This window comes from Bacillus cereus group sp. MG9, assembly GCF_040459995.1.
GTDB lineage: Bacteria > Bacillota > Bacilli > Bacillales > Bacillaceae_G > Bacillus_A > Bacillus_A mycoides.
In genome coordinates this window covers 4,656,275-4,671,108 of record NZ_JARVHC010000001.1, presented here as the reverse complement: position 1 = coordinate 4,671,108, position 14,834 = coordinate 4,656,275, and the positions used below count along the sequence as shown (strand labels likewise).

Below are 14,834 nucleotides of genomic sequence, written 5' to 3'. Positions count from 1 at the left end.
TGAAATGTATAGCGATTTAGAAGGGAAAGTTGTAGTTATTACGGGATCAGCGACTGGTCTCGGAAGAGCGATGGGAGTACGATTTGCTAAGGAGAAGGCAAAAGTGGTTATTAACTATCGCTCACGAGAGTCAGAAGCAAATGATGTGTTAGAAGAAATTAAAAAGGTGGGCGGAGAAGCGATTGCTGTAAAAGGTGATGTAACGATTGAATCAGATGTTGCGAATCTCATTCAATCTGCTGTGAAAGAGTTTGGTACGCTCGACGTTATGATTAATAATGCAGGAATAGAAAACGCCGTACCGTCGCATGAAATGCCGTTAGAAGATTGGAATAAAGTAATCAATACAAATTTAACAGGCGCATTTTTAGGAAGTCGTGAAGCGATTAAATATTTTGTGGAACACGACATTAAAGGATCTGTCATTAATATGTCTAGTGTTCATGAGAAAATTCCGTGGCCACTATTCGTGCACTATGCAGCAAGTAAGGGCGGTATTAAACTTATGACAGAAACGTTAGCGTTAGAATATGCGCCAAAAGGTATTCGAGTAAATAATATTGGACCAGGTGCAATTAATACGCCAATCAATGCTGAAAAGTTTGCTGATCCTAAAAAACGTGCTGACGTAGAAAGTATGATACCGATGGGCTACATTGGAAATCCTGAAGAAATCGCAGCAGTAGCAACTTGGCTCGCTTCATCAGAGGCGAGTTACGTAACTGGAATTACGTTATTTGCAGATGGTGGAATGACTTTATACCCATCGTTTCAAGCTGGGCGTGGGTAATGCAAAAGGACAAAGAGTCTTCTTATCTCTTTGTCCTTTTATAATGTGTGTGACTATAAATATCTTTTAAAGAAACTATCTAGCTGTTCTACTACAGGTCCAACAAACTGCGGTCTATCGTATAAGTCAACGTGCGTCGCGCCGTTAATTAAGAATAGCTCTTTCGGCTCTTGCGCTCTTGCAATTGCCATTTCACTAAAATAGCGTGTGTCCGCTTCAGTACCAGCAATTATCAATAGTGGATGTGGTGAAATTAATGGAAATTTTTTTGAGGAAAAGGGGTTTTGAAAGCAAAAAAAAAATAGCGGTCGGCTATTTTTAAAATTAATGATTGATTGTATCTTGAAGAAATTCTGTTGCTTGATGTTCTGAAACATTCTGTACAAGTGCAACTTCACTAATAACCATTTTACGCGCATTATCTAGCATTTGTTTTTCGCTCGCATTTAATGCTCTTTCTTTATTGCGACGAAGTAAATCACGAACAACTTCTGCACTATCTTGAAGATTGCCGTTCTTCATTTTTTCCATATTCATTGTATATCTTTGTTTCCAAGAGAGTGAGGGGTCTGATTCCCCATGATGAAATTCAAGAAGTATACCATCTAACGTACCTTTATCGACGATATAACGTATACCTGATTTTTGTAATTGATTTATCGGAAGCATTACTTGCATATCTTTACTAATGATGCGTATAACACAATATTGACGCGTAGTGCCTAATATTTCTTTCTCTTCAATTGCTTCGATGATTCCTGCACCGTGCATTGGATAAACGATTTTATCACCAATTTGAAACAAATCATCCACCTCCGTATGTGGTAACTACTTTTAATGATAACATACTAGGGTAAAAATATCAAATTTTATATAATATCACATCTGATATGCTGTAGTCAATATATAAAAGTCGTTTTTTTGTTTGTTTTTTTGCTCTTATAAGTTGAATAAATAGGGGGAATTTTTTTAGAAAAATAGTACAGGCGCAGAAAGAGGGCATATCCACTTATTTTTAAGCATAAAATATAAAATCGCTAATACAATATACCTAAATCCGTTCTTTGCAAGGGAGGGAGAGAAGGTGGGGCGCACAATTAGAATTGATATTACAAATAAAGTTGTAGCCAAATTTAGGCAAGATTATTTGGAATTATATACGAGTAAGTTTATGATAGGTAAGTTTTATGTCTATACTGAAGATAAACAATATGTGTTAGAAGACGGATATATATATGAAGATGGAAAGTTTTATCGCATCATAGATACGCACCGTGGCAATAAACAAGCGGCGGAGGGCTGCGATCTAGGATGGTGTTAACATGATTCGTGTGAAAGTGTTTGATGAAAGTCATGAAAAAGACTTAGAAGACGCTGTAAATGTATTTTTGAAAAAAATTGATGATGGAAATTTTGTAGATATAAAGTATCAAGTTGGTGTTTCAATTAACGATGATGAAAATCAAATTTATTGTTTTTCAGCGATGATTGTTTATAAAGCATAAAAAAGAGCTGGGGAGCCAGCTCTTTTTTATGCTTTACGTTGGGACAACATGTGTCGGTAAAATATTCATAATAGATTGTGTTGCGCCTGTTTTCTTTTCCGTTAAAAGAACTTTTCCTGCTTCGTGCTCCTGAGCATCAGTGCACATACCGAGGTGATAACGATCACCTAAAAATGGATCAATATAAAAACCGTTTTTAAAAACTTTATCATTCGGGTGTTTTTCATGGTGAATTTCAGAACAGTTAATGCAATAGAACATAGCTTTCATCTCCTTTTTATTTTTGTTTAAAAAAGTGGGTTGGTAGTCATTTCGCTCCTAAAGAAATGTTGAGGAGAAGAGAAATAACTACCTACCCAAATGGCGGGCATACTCCTTCTGATTTTTACATATCTCGCGTATTGTCCCCGAGGGAAGGAGGGGAGACGAAGTACAGATGAGATAAGTTAGGCGCTTCTCTCAATAGGAGTGATAGAGTTTCATATTGAGGGAATTTTCTATTTTTCATTGCCTTTGTGAGTATATTATGAAGGAATGGTGAGAGGGTGTTTGTCCTGTTGAAAAAATGTTGAGAATTTCTCAACAGTGAAAAAGAGTCTTTCTTGACATGTAACCAAAAGGTGTTATATTGTTAATGTGAAACTAAAAGGTGTTATATTTTAATGCCGAATAAAGGAGATATAAAATGGAACAACAAAATATATTAAATGATATTAAACAAACAATCGTTTTTAACGCGCCTATTCAAAAAGTATGGAAGGTAGTATCGACTGCAGAAGGAATTGCGTCATGGTTTATGCCAAATGATTTCGAATTGGCGGTAGGACATGAGTTTCATGTGCAATCACCTTTCGGACCATCACCATGTAAAGTGTTAGAGATTGATGAGCCGAATTATTTATCTTTCTCATGGGACACAGATGGCTGGGTTGTTTCATTTAATTTGAAAGACCTAGGAGATAATAAAACAGAATTTACGTTAATTCACGGCGGCTGGAAACATCCTGATGAAATCCTTCCGAAAGCGAATGCGAAGAGCTCTATTATTCGCGATAGAATGAATGGTGGCTGGATAGCGATTGTAAATGAAAAACTGAAAAAGGTTGTCGAAGGTTAAGTGTCCTCGTCAGCAGCGAAATATGATGTATTTCAAGCAATTGCTGATCCAACCCGCCGAGAAGTGTTACGGTTATTAAGTGATAAAGAGTTACCAATTTCAAAAATAACGGATCATTTTCCGATGAGCCGTACTGCAGTTGTAAAGCACCTTCATATTCTTTCAGAAGCGAATTTAGTGAGTGGAAGAAAGAGCGGAAGAGAGAAGATATATCGTTTGCATCCAGAACCATTAGAGGAATTACAGCAGTGGCTCTCGTACTATGAACGATTTTGGGATAATAAATTGTCCGTGCTTAAACATATTGTGGAGAATGAAGAGTAGATTTTATGCAAAAAGGATGACCAAAATGGTCATCCTCTTTTTATTGTTCACTTGTTTGTTTAGCTGGCTTTAATAGGATCCAAGCGATAATTAATGTGAATACCGCTAATACGAAAGTGCTCATATAAATGACGTGTACACTTGATGCTAATGCGGATTGTGACTCGGTTACTACGTTTGCTGTAGCCCCTCCATGTCCGCCAGAAGAAACAAGATCAAGGTTTTTAATGCCACGTGCATGAATCATCGTATTGAAGATCGTTCCGAAGATTGCAGCTCCTAGTGTTTGACTAAATGTATTAATAAATGTATTTAAACCAACTGCCGTTCCGCGCGTATGGGCCGGTACAGCTGCTTGAATTGTTACCATGTAAATTGGTGTAACAAGCCCCATTCCTAAGCCGAATAATCCGACTGCAACATAAATAAGGAATGATGGTGAATCTGTTGATAATGTAAATAATAAGAAAGTAGCAACTGATAAAATGCTAGCTCCAAGTAAAATAATTTGTTTCGTTTGTAACTTGCCAACTAAGTTACCGGAGAACATAGCACCGAATGTCCACATAACAGGAATCGGCATTAAAATGAGTCCAGCCTCTGTCGCATTTTTTCCTAAAACACCTTGGCTCCAAATTGGAAGATACACTGTAATACTAATAATCATTGCGCCAGCAATAAGTGTTAGTATGTTTATTGTAGATAATGTACGGTTAGAGAAAAGTGCTAGCGGAATTAATGGCTCCGGAGACTTTTTCTCGATGTATAAGAAAATAATGAATGAAACAGCGGCAAAGATTAATAGGCCGATAATTGAAATGTCTCCCCAGTTTTGCTTACTGCTACCTGTTAATAATGCGTATAGTAAAGCAATTGTACTTAATGAGAAAACTGTCGCACCAAGATAGTCGATATGTTGCTTAGCGGCGGACTTAACAGATTCCTTATAAGAAGTGGCAAACATTAAGCAAGCGATAATTCCAAAAGGAACGTTTAAGAAGAAAATATAGCGCCAAGAAAGAGAATCAACTAAAAATCCACCTACTAACGGCCCAATAACACCAGATACACCCCAAACGGCACTCATCCAGCCTTGTGCTTTCGCGCGGTCTTTAGCTTCGCTATATAGATCTCCAATAATCGTCATTGTGATCGGCATAACAGCACCAGCCCCTATACCTTGAAGAGCACGGAAGAAGATTAATTGTTCCATTGATGTAACGACTCCGCAAAGTGCAGAACCGATTAAGAAGATTGTTGCTCCGATGAGCAGAACTTTTTTACGGCCGAATAAATCAGCTAGCTTTCCGTATATTGGAGTCGAAACAGCTGTTGCAAGCATATAGATTGCATATACCCAACTAACAAGTTCGACACCTGACAAATCACTCGTTATACGAGGGATCGCTGTACTAACAATCGTTCCTTCTACCGCAGAAAGAAACGTCATTAGCATTAAAGACATCATGACTTTTTTTCTCATTTGTTTTCCCCTTACCTTTTTTCGAATATTCAACAATATAAAATATAAAGGTACTAAGGTATATAAAGCAACAAAAAAGCAATGGGAAGTTAGGAGGAAGGGATATTTTTGAAGAAACGGTCGATATATTTAAAGTATCGCCAATATAATTTCGTGTACTGCTTTGCTATTTCAACATACTAAAAAAAGAAACAGGAGTCCCTGTTTCTTTTTTTAGTATTGCATTTTCGCATTTTGTCCTGCTGTTGTTCCGGCAATTCGGCCAGTAACAAGGGCAGATGTAATGTTATAGCCGCCAGTATAACCGTGAATATCAAGAACTTCTCCGCAGAAGTATAAACCATTCGTGAATTTCGAAGCCATTTCTTTCGGGTTAATTTCTTTAACGGATACCCCTCCGCCAGTAACGAATGCTTTTTCAATTGACTGCGTACCATTTACATGGACGGTAAATTCTTTAAAGTCTTTCACAAGTGCGCGAATCTTCTCATGAGAAACTTGTCCAGCTTGTTCGCTACCGTCAATTTCATTTTTTTCTAATAAGAATAGGAAGTAACGTTCAGGAACATAGCCTTTTAAAACGTTTTTAATTCCTTTTTTCGGATCTTCTTTCATTTGTTTCAGCATGCGCTGGAACAGTTGCTCACTATTTTCTTCTGGCAATGCATCGATACTCATGTGCACTGTGTTCGTTTTAAACTTTTTCATCGCTTTCACAACGAATTGGCTACAGCGAAGAGCAGCAGGACCAGATAGGCCGAAGTGAGTGAAAAGCATGTCCATTTTATGAGAAATGATAACTTTTCCTTTCGGGTTTAATACACTTAAGTTTACATCTCGTAAAGCAAGACCTTGTAATGTGCGGTCACGAATAAACGGTTCGTTTGAAAGAATTGGTACTTCTGTTGGGAAAAGTTCTGTAATTGTATGCCCAGCTTTTTCAGCCCAAGCGTATCCGTCTCCAGTAGAACCAGTTTGAGGAACAGATTTTCCGCCAACAGCGATAACGACGTGATTCGTTTCTAACACTTCACCTGTTTGCAGAATAACAGCCTTCGTTTGACCGTTTTCATACTCAATCGTTTCGACAGGCGTATTCGTACGTATTTTCACACCTAAGTCTTTTAATCGTGTTAACAGTGCATCTACAACAGATTGCGCTTTATTTGATACTGGGAACATGCGGCCATGGTCCTCTTCTTTCAGTTGTACACCGAGATTTTCGAAGAATGTAATAATATCTTCATTACTGAAAATAGAAAAAGCACTGTATAAGAAGCGACCATTTCCAGGTATATGTTTAACGATTTCATCAAGTGGTAGACGGTTCGTTACGTTACAACGACCACCACCAGAAATCGCAAGTTTACGTCCTAGTTTATTTCCTTTATCAAGAAGTAAGACGCTTGCGCCTTCTTCAGCAGCACCGATTGCAGCCATTAGCCCTGAAGGACCGCCGCCGATGACAATAACATCATAATGCATAATATATCGACCTCATTTTCTACATTTCCTGCCTAAAAGAATAGCATGTTTTCCCTTAAAAGAAAAATAGAGTGAAGTACTGCTTAAGAGGAGAATTGTGGTACAATACAAAAGTTAGAGTTCAGCATTATCGTGCTATTTATGGGCAATAAGACTACTACCTTAAGATTTTGGAGAAGTAAAGAGGGAGTTAAAAAGGTCCGTAAATGCTCGAATGATTAGTAGGAGGGGAGTCTCCCACTAATTATAGTTTCACTTTATGTAGATGTAGGAGGATTTTCGTATGTCCGATTCAAAATTTCTGCGCGGAACGCTTATTGTGACGTTAGGGACATTTTTAGTAAAGTTCTTAGGCATGATTTACGTTTTTCCGTTTCATGCATTAGTAGGCACAGAAGGCGGAACGCTCTATACATATGGATACATTCCATATACGATATTTTTAAGTATCGCAACGGCAGGAGTGCCGCTTGCTGTTTCTAAGTTTGTTTCCAAATATAATGCACTTGGAGATTATAAAACGAGCCGGAGAATGTTCCGCTCGGGAATGGTTATGATGATAGTAACAGGAGTTCTTTCCTTCTTAGTACTGTACATGACCGCACCATTATTTGCAGAAGCAATGCTTGGTAAACAAAGTTTACAAAATAAGGTAGAAGAAGTTACGACGATTATTCGCCTCGTAAGTTTTGCGCTTATTGTTGTGCCGGCAGCAAGTTTGATTCGTGGTTATTTCCAAGGCCACCAATCGATGGGACCGACTACGGTTTCACAAATTATTGAGCAAATTATTCGTATCGTCTTTTTATTAGCGGGTAGTTTCATCGTTATTAAAGTACTTGGCGGTACAGTAGCAACGGCAGTTGGGGTTGCGACATTCGCTGCGTTCGTTTCAGCAGTTGGAGCACTTGGCGTATTAATTTGGTACTGGTTAAAACGTAAAAAATATTTGGATCAATATTTAATTGAGCAAACTGTACCAGAATCGACGGTAAGTACCGCTCAATTGTTTAAAGAGTTGTTTGCATATGCAATCCCTTACGTTGTAATTGGATTAACAATTCCTTTATATCAACAAATTGATACATTGACATTTAACTCTATTATGCAGGCGATTGGTCAAGGAGATATCGCAGAGCGAGCACTCGGTATTTTCACGATGTGGACGCATAAATTAATTATGATTCCAGTATCACTTGCAACAGCGTTTAGTTTAACGCTCGTGCCAGCGATTACAAAGTCGTTTACTGAAAAGCAATACCGTTATTTGAAATTACAAATTACACAAACATTCCAGGCGAATATGTTTTTAACATTGCCAGCAGTTGTCGGTATTTCTACACTTGCATATCCGATTTACACTGCTTTCTACGATTCAGACCCACTAGGTGGACAAGTATTAATGTGGTATGCGCCAGTTGCATTGTTATTCGCTTTATTCACAGTAACAGCAGCAATTCTGCAAGGGATTAATCAGCAGAAACATGCGGTTATTGCGCTTGTGATGGGTGTTATTTTGAAATTTGTATGTAACGTAATCTTTATTCGTTATTTCGGTACAGTTGGGGCGATTTTGGCTACTGCAGTCGGCTTCTTAGCTTCCGTATGGTATACGAATAGACAAATTAAAAAACACGCACACTATTCATTTGGTGTTGTATATAAGAGAACATTCCAAATTGCAGTCTTAACACTTGTAATGGTTATTGCTGTGAAACTATCACAATGGCTTCTATCCTTCATGATTTCGCCTGATGGCCGTATTGGTGCTCTTATTACAGTTGTGATTTGTGCAGGTATTGGTGGTCTTGTTTACGGATTGGTAGCGATTCGCACGGGAGTACTAGAAAGAGTATTTGGCGGAGAAGCTTTAGAGAAAATCCAGCGTAAACTTGGTAGTAGATTCAAAATAAAGTTGAAATCAAAAGGGGCGTAAATACGTCCCCTTTTCTTATGATAAATAAAGAAGGTGAAGAACATGAGATTAGATAAATTATTAGCGAACATGGGACACGGAAGTAGAAAAGAAGTAAAGAAATTATTGAAAGACGGCGTTGTGAAAATTGATGGGACGCCAGTGAAAGATGCGAAGTTTCATGTGAATGTAGAAGAGCAAGAGGTTATGATTCACGGTGAAGTTGTGGAATATAAAGAGTTTGTTTATTTAATGATGCATAAACCACAGGGTGTTATTTCAGCGACAGAAGATGATAATCACGAAACAGTAATAGATTTATTAGAATTAGAAGATGCGATTTTTGATCCATTCCCTGTTGGAAGGCTCGATATTGATACAGAAGGTTTCTTATTAATCACAAATGATGGGAAGTTAACGCATCAACTATTATCTCCGAAAAAGCATGTGCCAAAAAAATATTATGCACACATTTCAGGCGTTGTAACGGAAGAGGATGTAATAGAATTCGCTAAAGGTGTTATTTTAGAAGATGGCTATGAAACGAAGCCAGGCAAACTTACAATTTTAAAAAGTGATGATATTTCCGAAATTGAGCTTGTTATTACAGAAGGAAAATTCCATCAAGTGAAGCGTATGTTTGAAGCAGTAGGGAAAAAAGTAGTGTATTTAAAGAGAACAGAGATGGGACCTTTAATGTTAGACGAAGAGTTAGAACTTGGGCAATATCGTGAATTAACAGATGAAGAAGTAGAAATGTTAAAGACGTATCAAGTAGATAACGAAAATTGACACTCCCACCCCTAAAGGGGCAAGCTGACTAACGTCAGTGGGATTCTTGCTATCAAAGGCGAAGTCCATTTCTGGTATCGCTGACGTGCAAGATTGCGGTGTGCCATCACCACTCTCACGACAGACCATATAGGTTCGTGAGCTACGGTACTATCACCATACCGTACAGATTCGTGTTCAGGTGTTTTAGCGTCTTGTTCTTGACGACACATATCATTTTACCGATAGCATGAATTCGGCTATCGAACTCCCTATGATATCTTGTTTTCAAGGAACACATTGTCGTTTTAAAGACTTGTACTTGTCTATAGTTTAATTATAACCAACACACAACTGTTTTTCTATGAAAAAGCGATCCTTTCATCCCATGCCTAAAGGCGGACTAAAGTCCGATATGGGCTTTCCCGTATCGCAAAATCTGTAACGCCAATTTCAGAGCATAGAAAAGACCCCTTTCTAATGAGTTAGAAAGGGGTATGTATTTATTTACATACAATTATTTTTTATTATGAGGTCATTCTCACTTTCTTTCCTGTCGTTGTCCACTTGCCGCGGCAAGGGCTATACACGAGTTCATTAAACTGCAACACATTTAGATCACGTTGTATTGTTCGCGGTGTGATCCCGAACTCATCTACAAGGTCTTTCGTTGTTACCGTACCGTTTTCATTGATGTACATATAAATCGATTTAATGCGTGTTAGCATACGAGTAGTTGTAGGTTTCAAGAGAAAACCGCTCCTCTACTAGTTTTTTTGACCCCATTCAGGAAAGAAGGTCGTTACTACCATTGTACTCTACATGATAAAATTCATGCTTTAACTTACTTAAATTTTACAAAAGTTTAACAAATATTCATATAGAAAAATATTGGTAGTTGACATTGTATATCTGGTCAGTCAACTAACTCATAAATTTCTACGTAAAACGCCAAATTCCTGCAAATTTTTTTTAAAAAATAAAAGAAAAACTAATAAGAAATATCTGAAATATTACAATTGTCCGTTATTAGGTTTTCATGTATGGCATAAGAGATTTTCGTTTGCTATGATGAAAGAGACAATATAGTGAAGGATGGATGCGTGATGTCGACGATTAATTGGACAGAAGAAGTTACAAAACGAAAAGATGATTTAATTCGTGATACACAAAAATTTTTACAAATTAAAAGTGTATGGGAAGAAGAATCTGCGAAAGAGGGCGCACCATTTGGTGAAGGTGTAGAAAAAGCCTTATCTTTCATGTTACATAAAGGAGAAGCAGAAGGTTTCTGTTCTAAAAATTTAGAAGGATATGCAGGTCATCTTGAAATGGGACAAGGAGAAGAATTAGTAGGTATTCTTTGTCACGTTGATGTTGTACCAGAAGGAGATGGCTGGACAACTCCTGCGTATAGTGCGGATATTCGCGACGGGAAGATTTTTGCACGCGGTGCAATTGATGATAAAGGGCCGACGATGGCAGCTTATTATGCGATGAAAATCGTTAAAGAATTGGGCTTACCTCTTTCAAAACGTGTTCGTATGATTTTAGGAACAGATGAGGAAAGTAATTGGAAGTGTGTAGATCATTATTTTAAAAATGAAGAAATGCCAACAATCGGTTTTGCGCCGGATGCAGATTTTCCGATTATTAATGCGGAAAAAGGAATTTCTGACATACAAGTTGTGCAAAGTGGTGGCGAAGAGAAAGAAGGCACATTTAAGCTTATTTCATTTGAGTCAGGTCGTCGTTTAAATATGGTTCCTGATTTTGCAGAAGCAGTTATTACAGGAGAAGATGTAAATACACTTACAGTAGCATATGAAGAGTATTTACAAACTGCTAAAAAAATAGGTAAAGCAATTGTAGAAGGAAAGACGGTGACGTTGCAAATCAAAGGGATTTCAGCTCACGGATCTACTCCGGAAAAGGGAGAAAATGCAGGTTTATTATTGGTAAACTTCTTAACGAAAGTTTCTCTTGATGGAAAAGGGGCTTCATTTGCCTCGTTTGTAACAGAAACATTTACAGGTGATATTATTGGAGAAAAAGCTGGTATTTCTTATAAAGACGATATTAGCGGGCCGTTAACAGTGAATGTTGGTCGCCTGTCTTACTCGCAAGAAAACGGTGGTAATTTAGGATTAAATGTACGCTATCCAGTTACAACTAACTTTGAAGAAACGATTGCAAAGTTAAAAGAATATGTTGGTACTCATGGATTTGAAGTAGCGGATTATTCTAACTCTCGCCCGCATCACGTTGACAAAGATCATACGTTAATTCGTACTTTGCAACGTGTATATGAAGAACAAACTGGTGAAAAAGCTGAATTGTTAGCAATTGGCGGTGGTACTTATGCTCGTTCATTGAAAGCTGGCGTTGCATTTGGCCCGTTATTCCCAGGAAAAGAAGAACTTGCGCATCAAAAAGATGAGTACATTGAAATTGAAGATTTATTAAAAGCGACAGCGATTTATGCTCAGGCAATTCATGAATTAGCGAAATAAAAGATATTTAAATAATGACCGCTCTCTACTTTAGAGGGCGGATTCTTTTTAGCTGAATGAGATATGGAAGAAAAGCAACAATAACATAAAGGAGACGATGTAGATGGTGCCGCATTATTTTGTCGCAGTAACTTTACCACGTCATATAAAAGAAATTCTTTCTAATTATAAAGAGGAAATGAAGGATGAATTACCATTTCGCTCGTGGGTACATGAAGAAGACTATCATATTACCCTTTCATTTTTAGGAAGTGCGACAGAGGAACAGTTAGAAGGAATAAAGAATGGATTACAAACACTTACAGAAAAAACGGAATTATCGTTCACGTTACAAGGACTTTCTACATTCGGACAGGTGGACCAGCCGCGTATATTTTGGGCGGGGATAAGTGATAATCAAGATTTGTTTACTTTACAAAAGCAAGTGCATACAATTTGTGAAGAAAATGGCTTCTCTCTAGATACACGTCCTTATCATCCACATATTACTGTTGCGCGTAAATGGGTAGGAGAAAAAGTGTTTGATCTGACAAATGTAAAAGAGTTACCTGTAACATCATTTCAAGCAGATACGATTACTTTGTATGAATCTCACGTTAAGGAAACGCCGAAGTATAAATCGATTACTGAAATAAAACTACAAAAATAGAATGTATGAAAACGTTTTTTATACAGGTGAATATACTATAGGGAATAATGTGTTACTGTATAGAGCTTCGCTGATAAGAAAAACCTTATCATTTGCAGCTCGTTTCATTTTAACTTTAAGAATGATGGTGATTTTTTATGTTGAAAGTAAAACGTCCATTTGATGCCTATTTAGATGAAATGAATAAAATTACAATTTTGCTCCCGCATGCGTATGGAACAAGCCGGACATTTCGTTTACAAGAAGGAAGCAATGTGAAAGAGTTACCGATTGTTCATACTATTGCTCTTCCAGATGCAACGAAGTATGAATGTTTTATAGAAGAGCCGATAGATGTGGGGAAGTATTATACAGTACGGGATGAACGGAATGAAGAAACAGATTTACAAATAGGCGCTGTGATTCGAACAGTAGTTTTCGATGAAAAATATTATTACGAAGGTACCGACTTAGGTGCTGTGTATACAAAAGAAGAAACAATATTTAAAGTATGGGCTCCGACTGCAAGGCTTGCGAAAGTACGGATTTATAAAAGTGATAAAGAATATATTGATTATGAAATGTACAGAGAAGAAAACGGAGTGTGGATTCATACATTACAAGGTGATCATGATGGAGTACGATATACATTCCTTGTTTGTATTAATTTGATATGGAACGAAGCGGTTGACCCTTATGCAAAGTCTGCGACGATAAATGGAAAATACGGCGTCGTTATCGATTTGGAAAAAACGAATGTGACAAAACGAGTAGAATTATCACCATTACAGTCAATGACAGATGCCATATTGTATGAACTGCATATTCGTGACGCTACTATTCACCCAAACAGTGGGGTGAATAAGAAAGGAACATATAAAGGGCTAATGGAAGAGGAGACAGTAGGGCGAAATGGGACATTAACAGGATTGTCTCATATAAAAGATTTAGGCGTTACACATGTTGAACTATTACCTTTACATTGTTTTGGTGGTATAGATGAAGTGAATCCTGCTTCCGCATATAATTGGGGCTACAATCCGTTATATTACAATATACCAACAGGATTTTATGTTACAAACCTTTCTGATCCATATAACAGGATAGTAGAGTGTAAACAACTAATTGAAACATTTCATGATCACGGCATTCGAGTGATTATAGATGTTGTATATAATCATGTTTATGAAAGAGAATTATCATCATTTGAGAAGCTTGTCCCGGGATATTATTTTCGTCATGGGGAAGACGGTATGCCTTCTAATGGGACGGGAGTTGGAAATGATATAGCATCTGAACGGAAAATGATGAGGAAATTTATTATAGAATCTGTTTTATATTGGCTTACTGAATACAATGTTGATGGATTCCGATTTGATTTAATGGGAATTTTAGATGTTGAAACGATGAATGAATTACAAAAAGAAGTACGAAAAATAAAGCAGGATGCGCTGTTATTAGGTGAAGGATGGGATTTGCAAACACCGCTTCCTCTTGAAGAGAAAGCGACGTTAAATAATGCGAATAAAATGCCATGTATCGCACAGTTTAATGATCAATTTCGTGATGGAATAAAAGGAAGTACTTTTAATATAAATAAACGTGGCTTTGCATTTGGTGGGCATGTAGACTGTAATCATTTGCAGTATATAGTAGCTGGTAGCCTTTTAAGTATGAAAGAAACAGGATTGTTCCTAGAGCCAGTACAAAGCATCAACTATGTAGAATGTCATGACAATATGACGATGTGGGATAAACTAGTGCAAAGTAATCCAGAATCAGAAGAAATTTTGAAAAGGCGTCATCGTTTAGCAACCGCAATGGTTATTCTTTCACAAGGGATTCCTTTCTTACATGCGGGGCAAGAGTTTTATCGTACGAAGCAAGGGAACGAAAATAGCTATAATGCAAATGATGAAATTAATCAATTAGATTGGGATCAAAAAGAGAAAGAGATGGAGACCGTTAACTATATAAAAGGGTTAATTGCGATTCGCAAAGGGCACGGGGCATTCCGATTACAAAATGCGGACCTTATAAAAAAGCATATGACTTTTTTGCAAACATCTACAGAAGTACTGGCATACCACCTAGAGCATGTAGAATTATTTGGACCGTGGAAAGAGATTGTAGTTTTATTTAATAGCGGTTTGGAAGCTAAAACGGTGCAGCTTCCAAAAGAAGAAACGTGGCATGTGTTAGTAAACGAAAAGCAAGCGAAAATAGAGCCAATTTCTTCATTTAGAGGAAAGGAACTTCAATTGGCTCCAATTAGCACGTATATATTGACGATAATGTGACAA

16 protein-coding genes are annotated in these 14,834 nt (G+C 37.4%); 10 read left to right on the top strand and 6 right to left on the bottom strand.

Features of this window, described 5'->3' with window-relative positions:
• The first annotated feature begins 4 nt into the window (after positions 1–4).
• Positions 5–790, top strand: a complete 786-nt coding sequence (locus tag QCI77_RS24010) for a glucose 1-dehydrogenase (RefSeq protein WP_193645446.1) — start codon at positions 5–7, stop codon at positions 788–790.
• Between the two features lie 53 nt (positions 791–843).
• Here the strand turns inward: QCI77_RS24010 and QCI77_RS24005 are convergent, their stop codons facing one another.
• On the bottom strand, positions 844–981 hold the full coding sequence (locus QCI77_RS24005; RefSeq protein WP_353825536.1) for a hypothetical protein: 138 nt from the start codon (positions 979–981) through the stop codon (positions 844–846).
• A gap of 133 nt (positions 982–1,114) precedes the next feature.
• Positions 1,115–1,594: a CarD family transcriptional regulator gene (locus tag QCI77_RS24000; RefSeq protein WP_002143447.1), complete on the bottom strand. Its 480-nt coding sequence runs from the start codon at positions 1,592–1,594 to the stop codon at positions 1,115–1,117.
• Positions 1,595–1,874: 280 nt separating this feature from the next.
• Here QCI77_RS24000 and QCI77_RS23995 point away from each other — a divergent pair, with 280 nt between their 5' ends.
• Entirely contained in the window at positions 1,875–2,111 is a 237-nt protein-coding gene (locus tag QCI77_RS23995; RefSeq protein ID WP_002089059.1) for a DUF2553 family protein, read from the top strand.
• Between the two features lies 1 nt (position 2,112).
• The gene (locus QCI77_RS23990; RefSeq protein WP_000621746.1) at positions 2,113–2,295 is read left to right on the top strand and encodes a sporulation protein Cse60; all 183 of its coding nucleotides are present in this window, start codon (positions 2,113–2,115) and stop codon (positions 2,293–2,295) included.
• A 33-nt stretch (positions 2,296–2,328) separates the two neighbouring features.
• Here QCI77_RS23990 and QCI77_RS23985 read toward each other — a convergent pair whose 3' ends face one another.
• Positions 2,329–2,556: a DUF3973 domain-containing protein gene (locus QCI77_RS23985; RefSeq protein ID WP_353825535.1), complete on the bottom strand. Its 228-nt coding sequence runs from the start codon at positions 2,554–2,556 to the stop codon at positions 2,329–2,331.
• A gap of 424 nt (positions 2,557–2,980) precedes the next feature.
• Between QCI77_RS23985 and QCI77_RS23980 the strand changes: the two genes are divergently transcribed.
• Positions 2,981–3,412 (top strand): SRPBCC family protein, encoded by a 432-nt coding sequence (locus tag QCI77_RS23980; RefSeq protein ID WP_353825534.1) that lies wholly within the window; start codon positions 2,981–2,983, stop codon positions 3,410–3,412.
• A complete protein-coding gene (locus QCI77_RS23975) occupies positions 3,413–3,736 on the top strand; it encodes an ArsR/SmtB family transcription factor (RefSeq protein WP_002015665.1) in 324 nt (107 codons plus the stop codon).
• Between the two features lie 40 nt (positions 3,737–3,776).
• Here the strand turns inward: QCI77_RS23975 and QCI77_RS23970 are convergent, their stop codons facing one another.
• Positions 3,777–5,219: an MDR family MFS transporter gene (locus QCI77_RS23970; protein WP_078173965.1), complete on the bottom strand. Its 1,443-nt coding sequence runs from the start codon at positions 5,217–5,219 to the stop codon at positions 3,777–3,779.
• A 213-nt stretch (positions 5,220–5,432) separates the two neighbouring features.
• Positions 5,433–6,704 carry a BaiN/RdsA family NAD(P)/FAD-dependent oxidoreductase gene (locus tag QCI77_RS23965; RefSeq protein WP_002034390.1) on the bottom strand — a complete coding sequence of 424 codons (1,272 nt, stop codon included), beginning with the start codon at positions 6,702–6,704 and terminating at the stop codon, positions 5,433–5,435.
• Positions 6,705–6,987: 283 nt separating this feature from the next.
• Here QCI77_RS23965 and QCI77_RS23960 point away from each other — a divergent pair, with 283 nt between their 5' ends.
• Both QCI77_RS23960 and QCI77_RS23955 read left to right on the top strand, forming a co-directional pair.
• The gene (locus QCI77_RS23960) at positions 6,988–8,640 is read left to right on the top strand and encodes a putative polysaccharide biosynthesis protein (protein ID WP_353825533.1); all 1,653 of its coding nucleotides are present in this window, start codon (positions 6,988–6,990) and stop codon (positions 8,638–8,640) included.
• 42 nt (positions 8,641–8,682) lie between these two features.
• Positions 8,683–9,411: a pseudouridine synthase gene (locus QCI77_RS23955; RefSeq protein ID WP_353825532.1), complete on the top strand. Its 729-nt coding sequence runs from the start codon at positions 8,683–8,685 to the stop codon at positions 9,409–9,411.
• Between the two features lie 506 nt (positions 9,412–9,917).
• Here QCI77_RS23955 and QCI77_RS23950 read toward each other — a convergent pair.
• Positions 9,918–10,139 carry a DeoR family transcriptional regulator gene (locus QCI77_RS23950; protein ID WP_000805512.1) on the bottom strand — a complete coding sequence of 74 codons (222 nt, stop codon included), beginning with the start codon at positions 10,137–10,139 and terminating at the stop codon, positions 9,918–9,920.
• 357 nt (positions 10,140–10,496) lie between these two features.
• On the opposite strand from QCI77_RS23950, the gene pepV reads away from it, so the two are divergent.
• The 3 genes from pepV to pulA all read left to right on the top strand — a co-directional run bounded on the left by pepV (position 10,497) and on the right by pulA (position 14,831).
• Positions 10,497–11,903: a dipeptidase PepV gene (gene pepV / locus QCI77_RS23945; protein ID WP_002089051.1), complete on the top strand. Its 1,407-nt coding sequence runs from the start codon at positions 10,497–10,499 to the stop codon at positions 11,901–11,903.
• Between the two features lie 103 nt (positions 11,904–12,006).
• Positions 12,007–12,552, top strand: coding sequence for an RNA 2',3'-cyclic phosphodiesterase (thpR, locus tag QCI77_RS23940; protein ID WP_002067707.1), 546 nt, complete (start codon positions 12,007–12,009; stop codon positions 12,550–12,552).
• A gap of 137 nt (positions 12,553–12,689) precedes the next feature.
• Positions 12,690–14,831 (top strand): type I pullulanase, encoded by a 2,142-nt coding sequence (gene pulA / locus QCI77_RS23935; protein WP_353825531.1) that lies wholly within the window; start codon positions 12,690–12,692, stop codon positions 14,829–14,831.
• The last annotated feature ends 3 nt before the right edge of the window (positions 14,832–14,834 follow it).

Bases quoted from the DNA above. Each gene is read 5' to 3' on its own strand.
- pulA (WP_353825531.1), top strand. From the start codon at position 12,690: ATGTTGAAAGTAAAACGTCCATTTGATGCCTATTTAGATGAAATGAAT.
- QCI77_RS23970 (WP_078173965.1), bottom strand. From the start codon at position 5,219: ATGAGAAAAAAAGTCATGATGTCTTTAATGCTAATGACGTTTCTTTCT.
- QCI77_RS23955 (WP_353825532.1), top strand. From the start codon at position 8,683: ATGAGATTAGATAAATTATTAGCGAACATGGGACACGGAAGTAGAAAA.
- QCI77_RS23960 (WP_353825533.1), top strand. From the start codon at position 6,988: ATGTCCGATTCAAAATTTCTGCGCGGAACGCTTATTGTGACGTTAGGG.
- QCI77_RS23980 (WP_353825534.1), top strand. From the start codon at position 2,981: ATGGAACAACAAAATATATTAAATGATATTAAACAAACAATCGTTTTT.
- thpR (WP_002067707.1), top strand. From the start codon at position 12,007: ATGGTGCCGCATTATTTTGTCGCAGTAACTTTACCACGTCATATAAAA.
- pepV (WP_002089051.1), top strand. From the start codon at position 10,497: ATGTCGACGATTAATTGGACAGAAGAAGTTACAAAACGAAAAGATGAT.
- QCI77_RS24005 (WP_353825536.1), bottom strand. From the start codon at position 981: ATGGCAATTGCAAGAGCGCAAGAGCCGAAAGAGCTATTCTTAATTAAC.
- QCI77_RS23965 (WP_002034390.1), bottom strand. From the start codon at position 6,704: ATGCATTATGATGTTATTGTCATCGGCGGCGGTCCTTCAGGGCTAATG.
- QCI77_RS23985 (WP_353825535.1), bottom strand. From the start codon at position 2,556: ATGTTCTATTGCATTAACTGTTCTGAAATTCACCATGAAAAACACCCG.
- QCI77_RS24010 (WP_193645446.1), top strand. From the start codon at position 5: ATGTATAGCGATTTAGAAGGGAAAGTTGTAGTTATTACGGGATCAGCG.
- QCI77_RS23990 (WP_000621746.1), top strand. From the start codon at position 2,113: ATGATTCGTGTGAAAGTGTTTGATGAAAGTCATGAAAAAGACTTAGAA.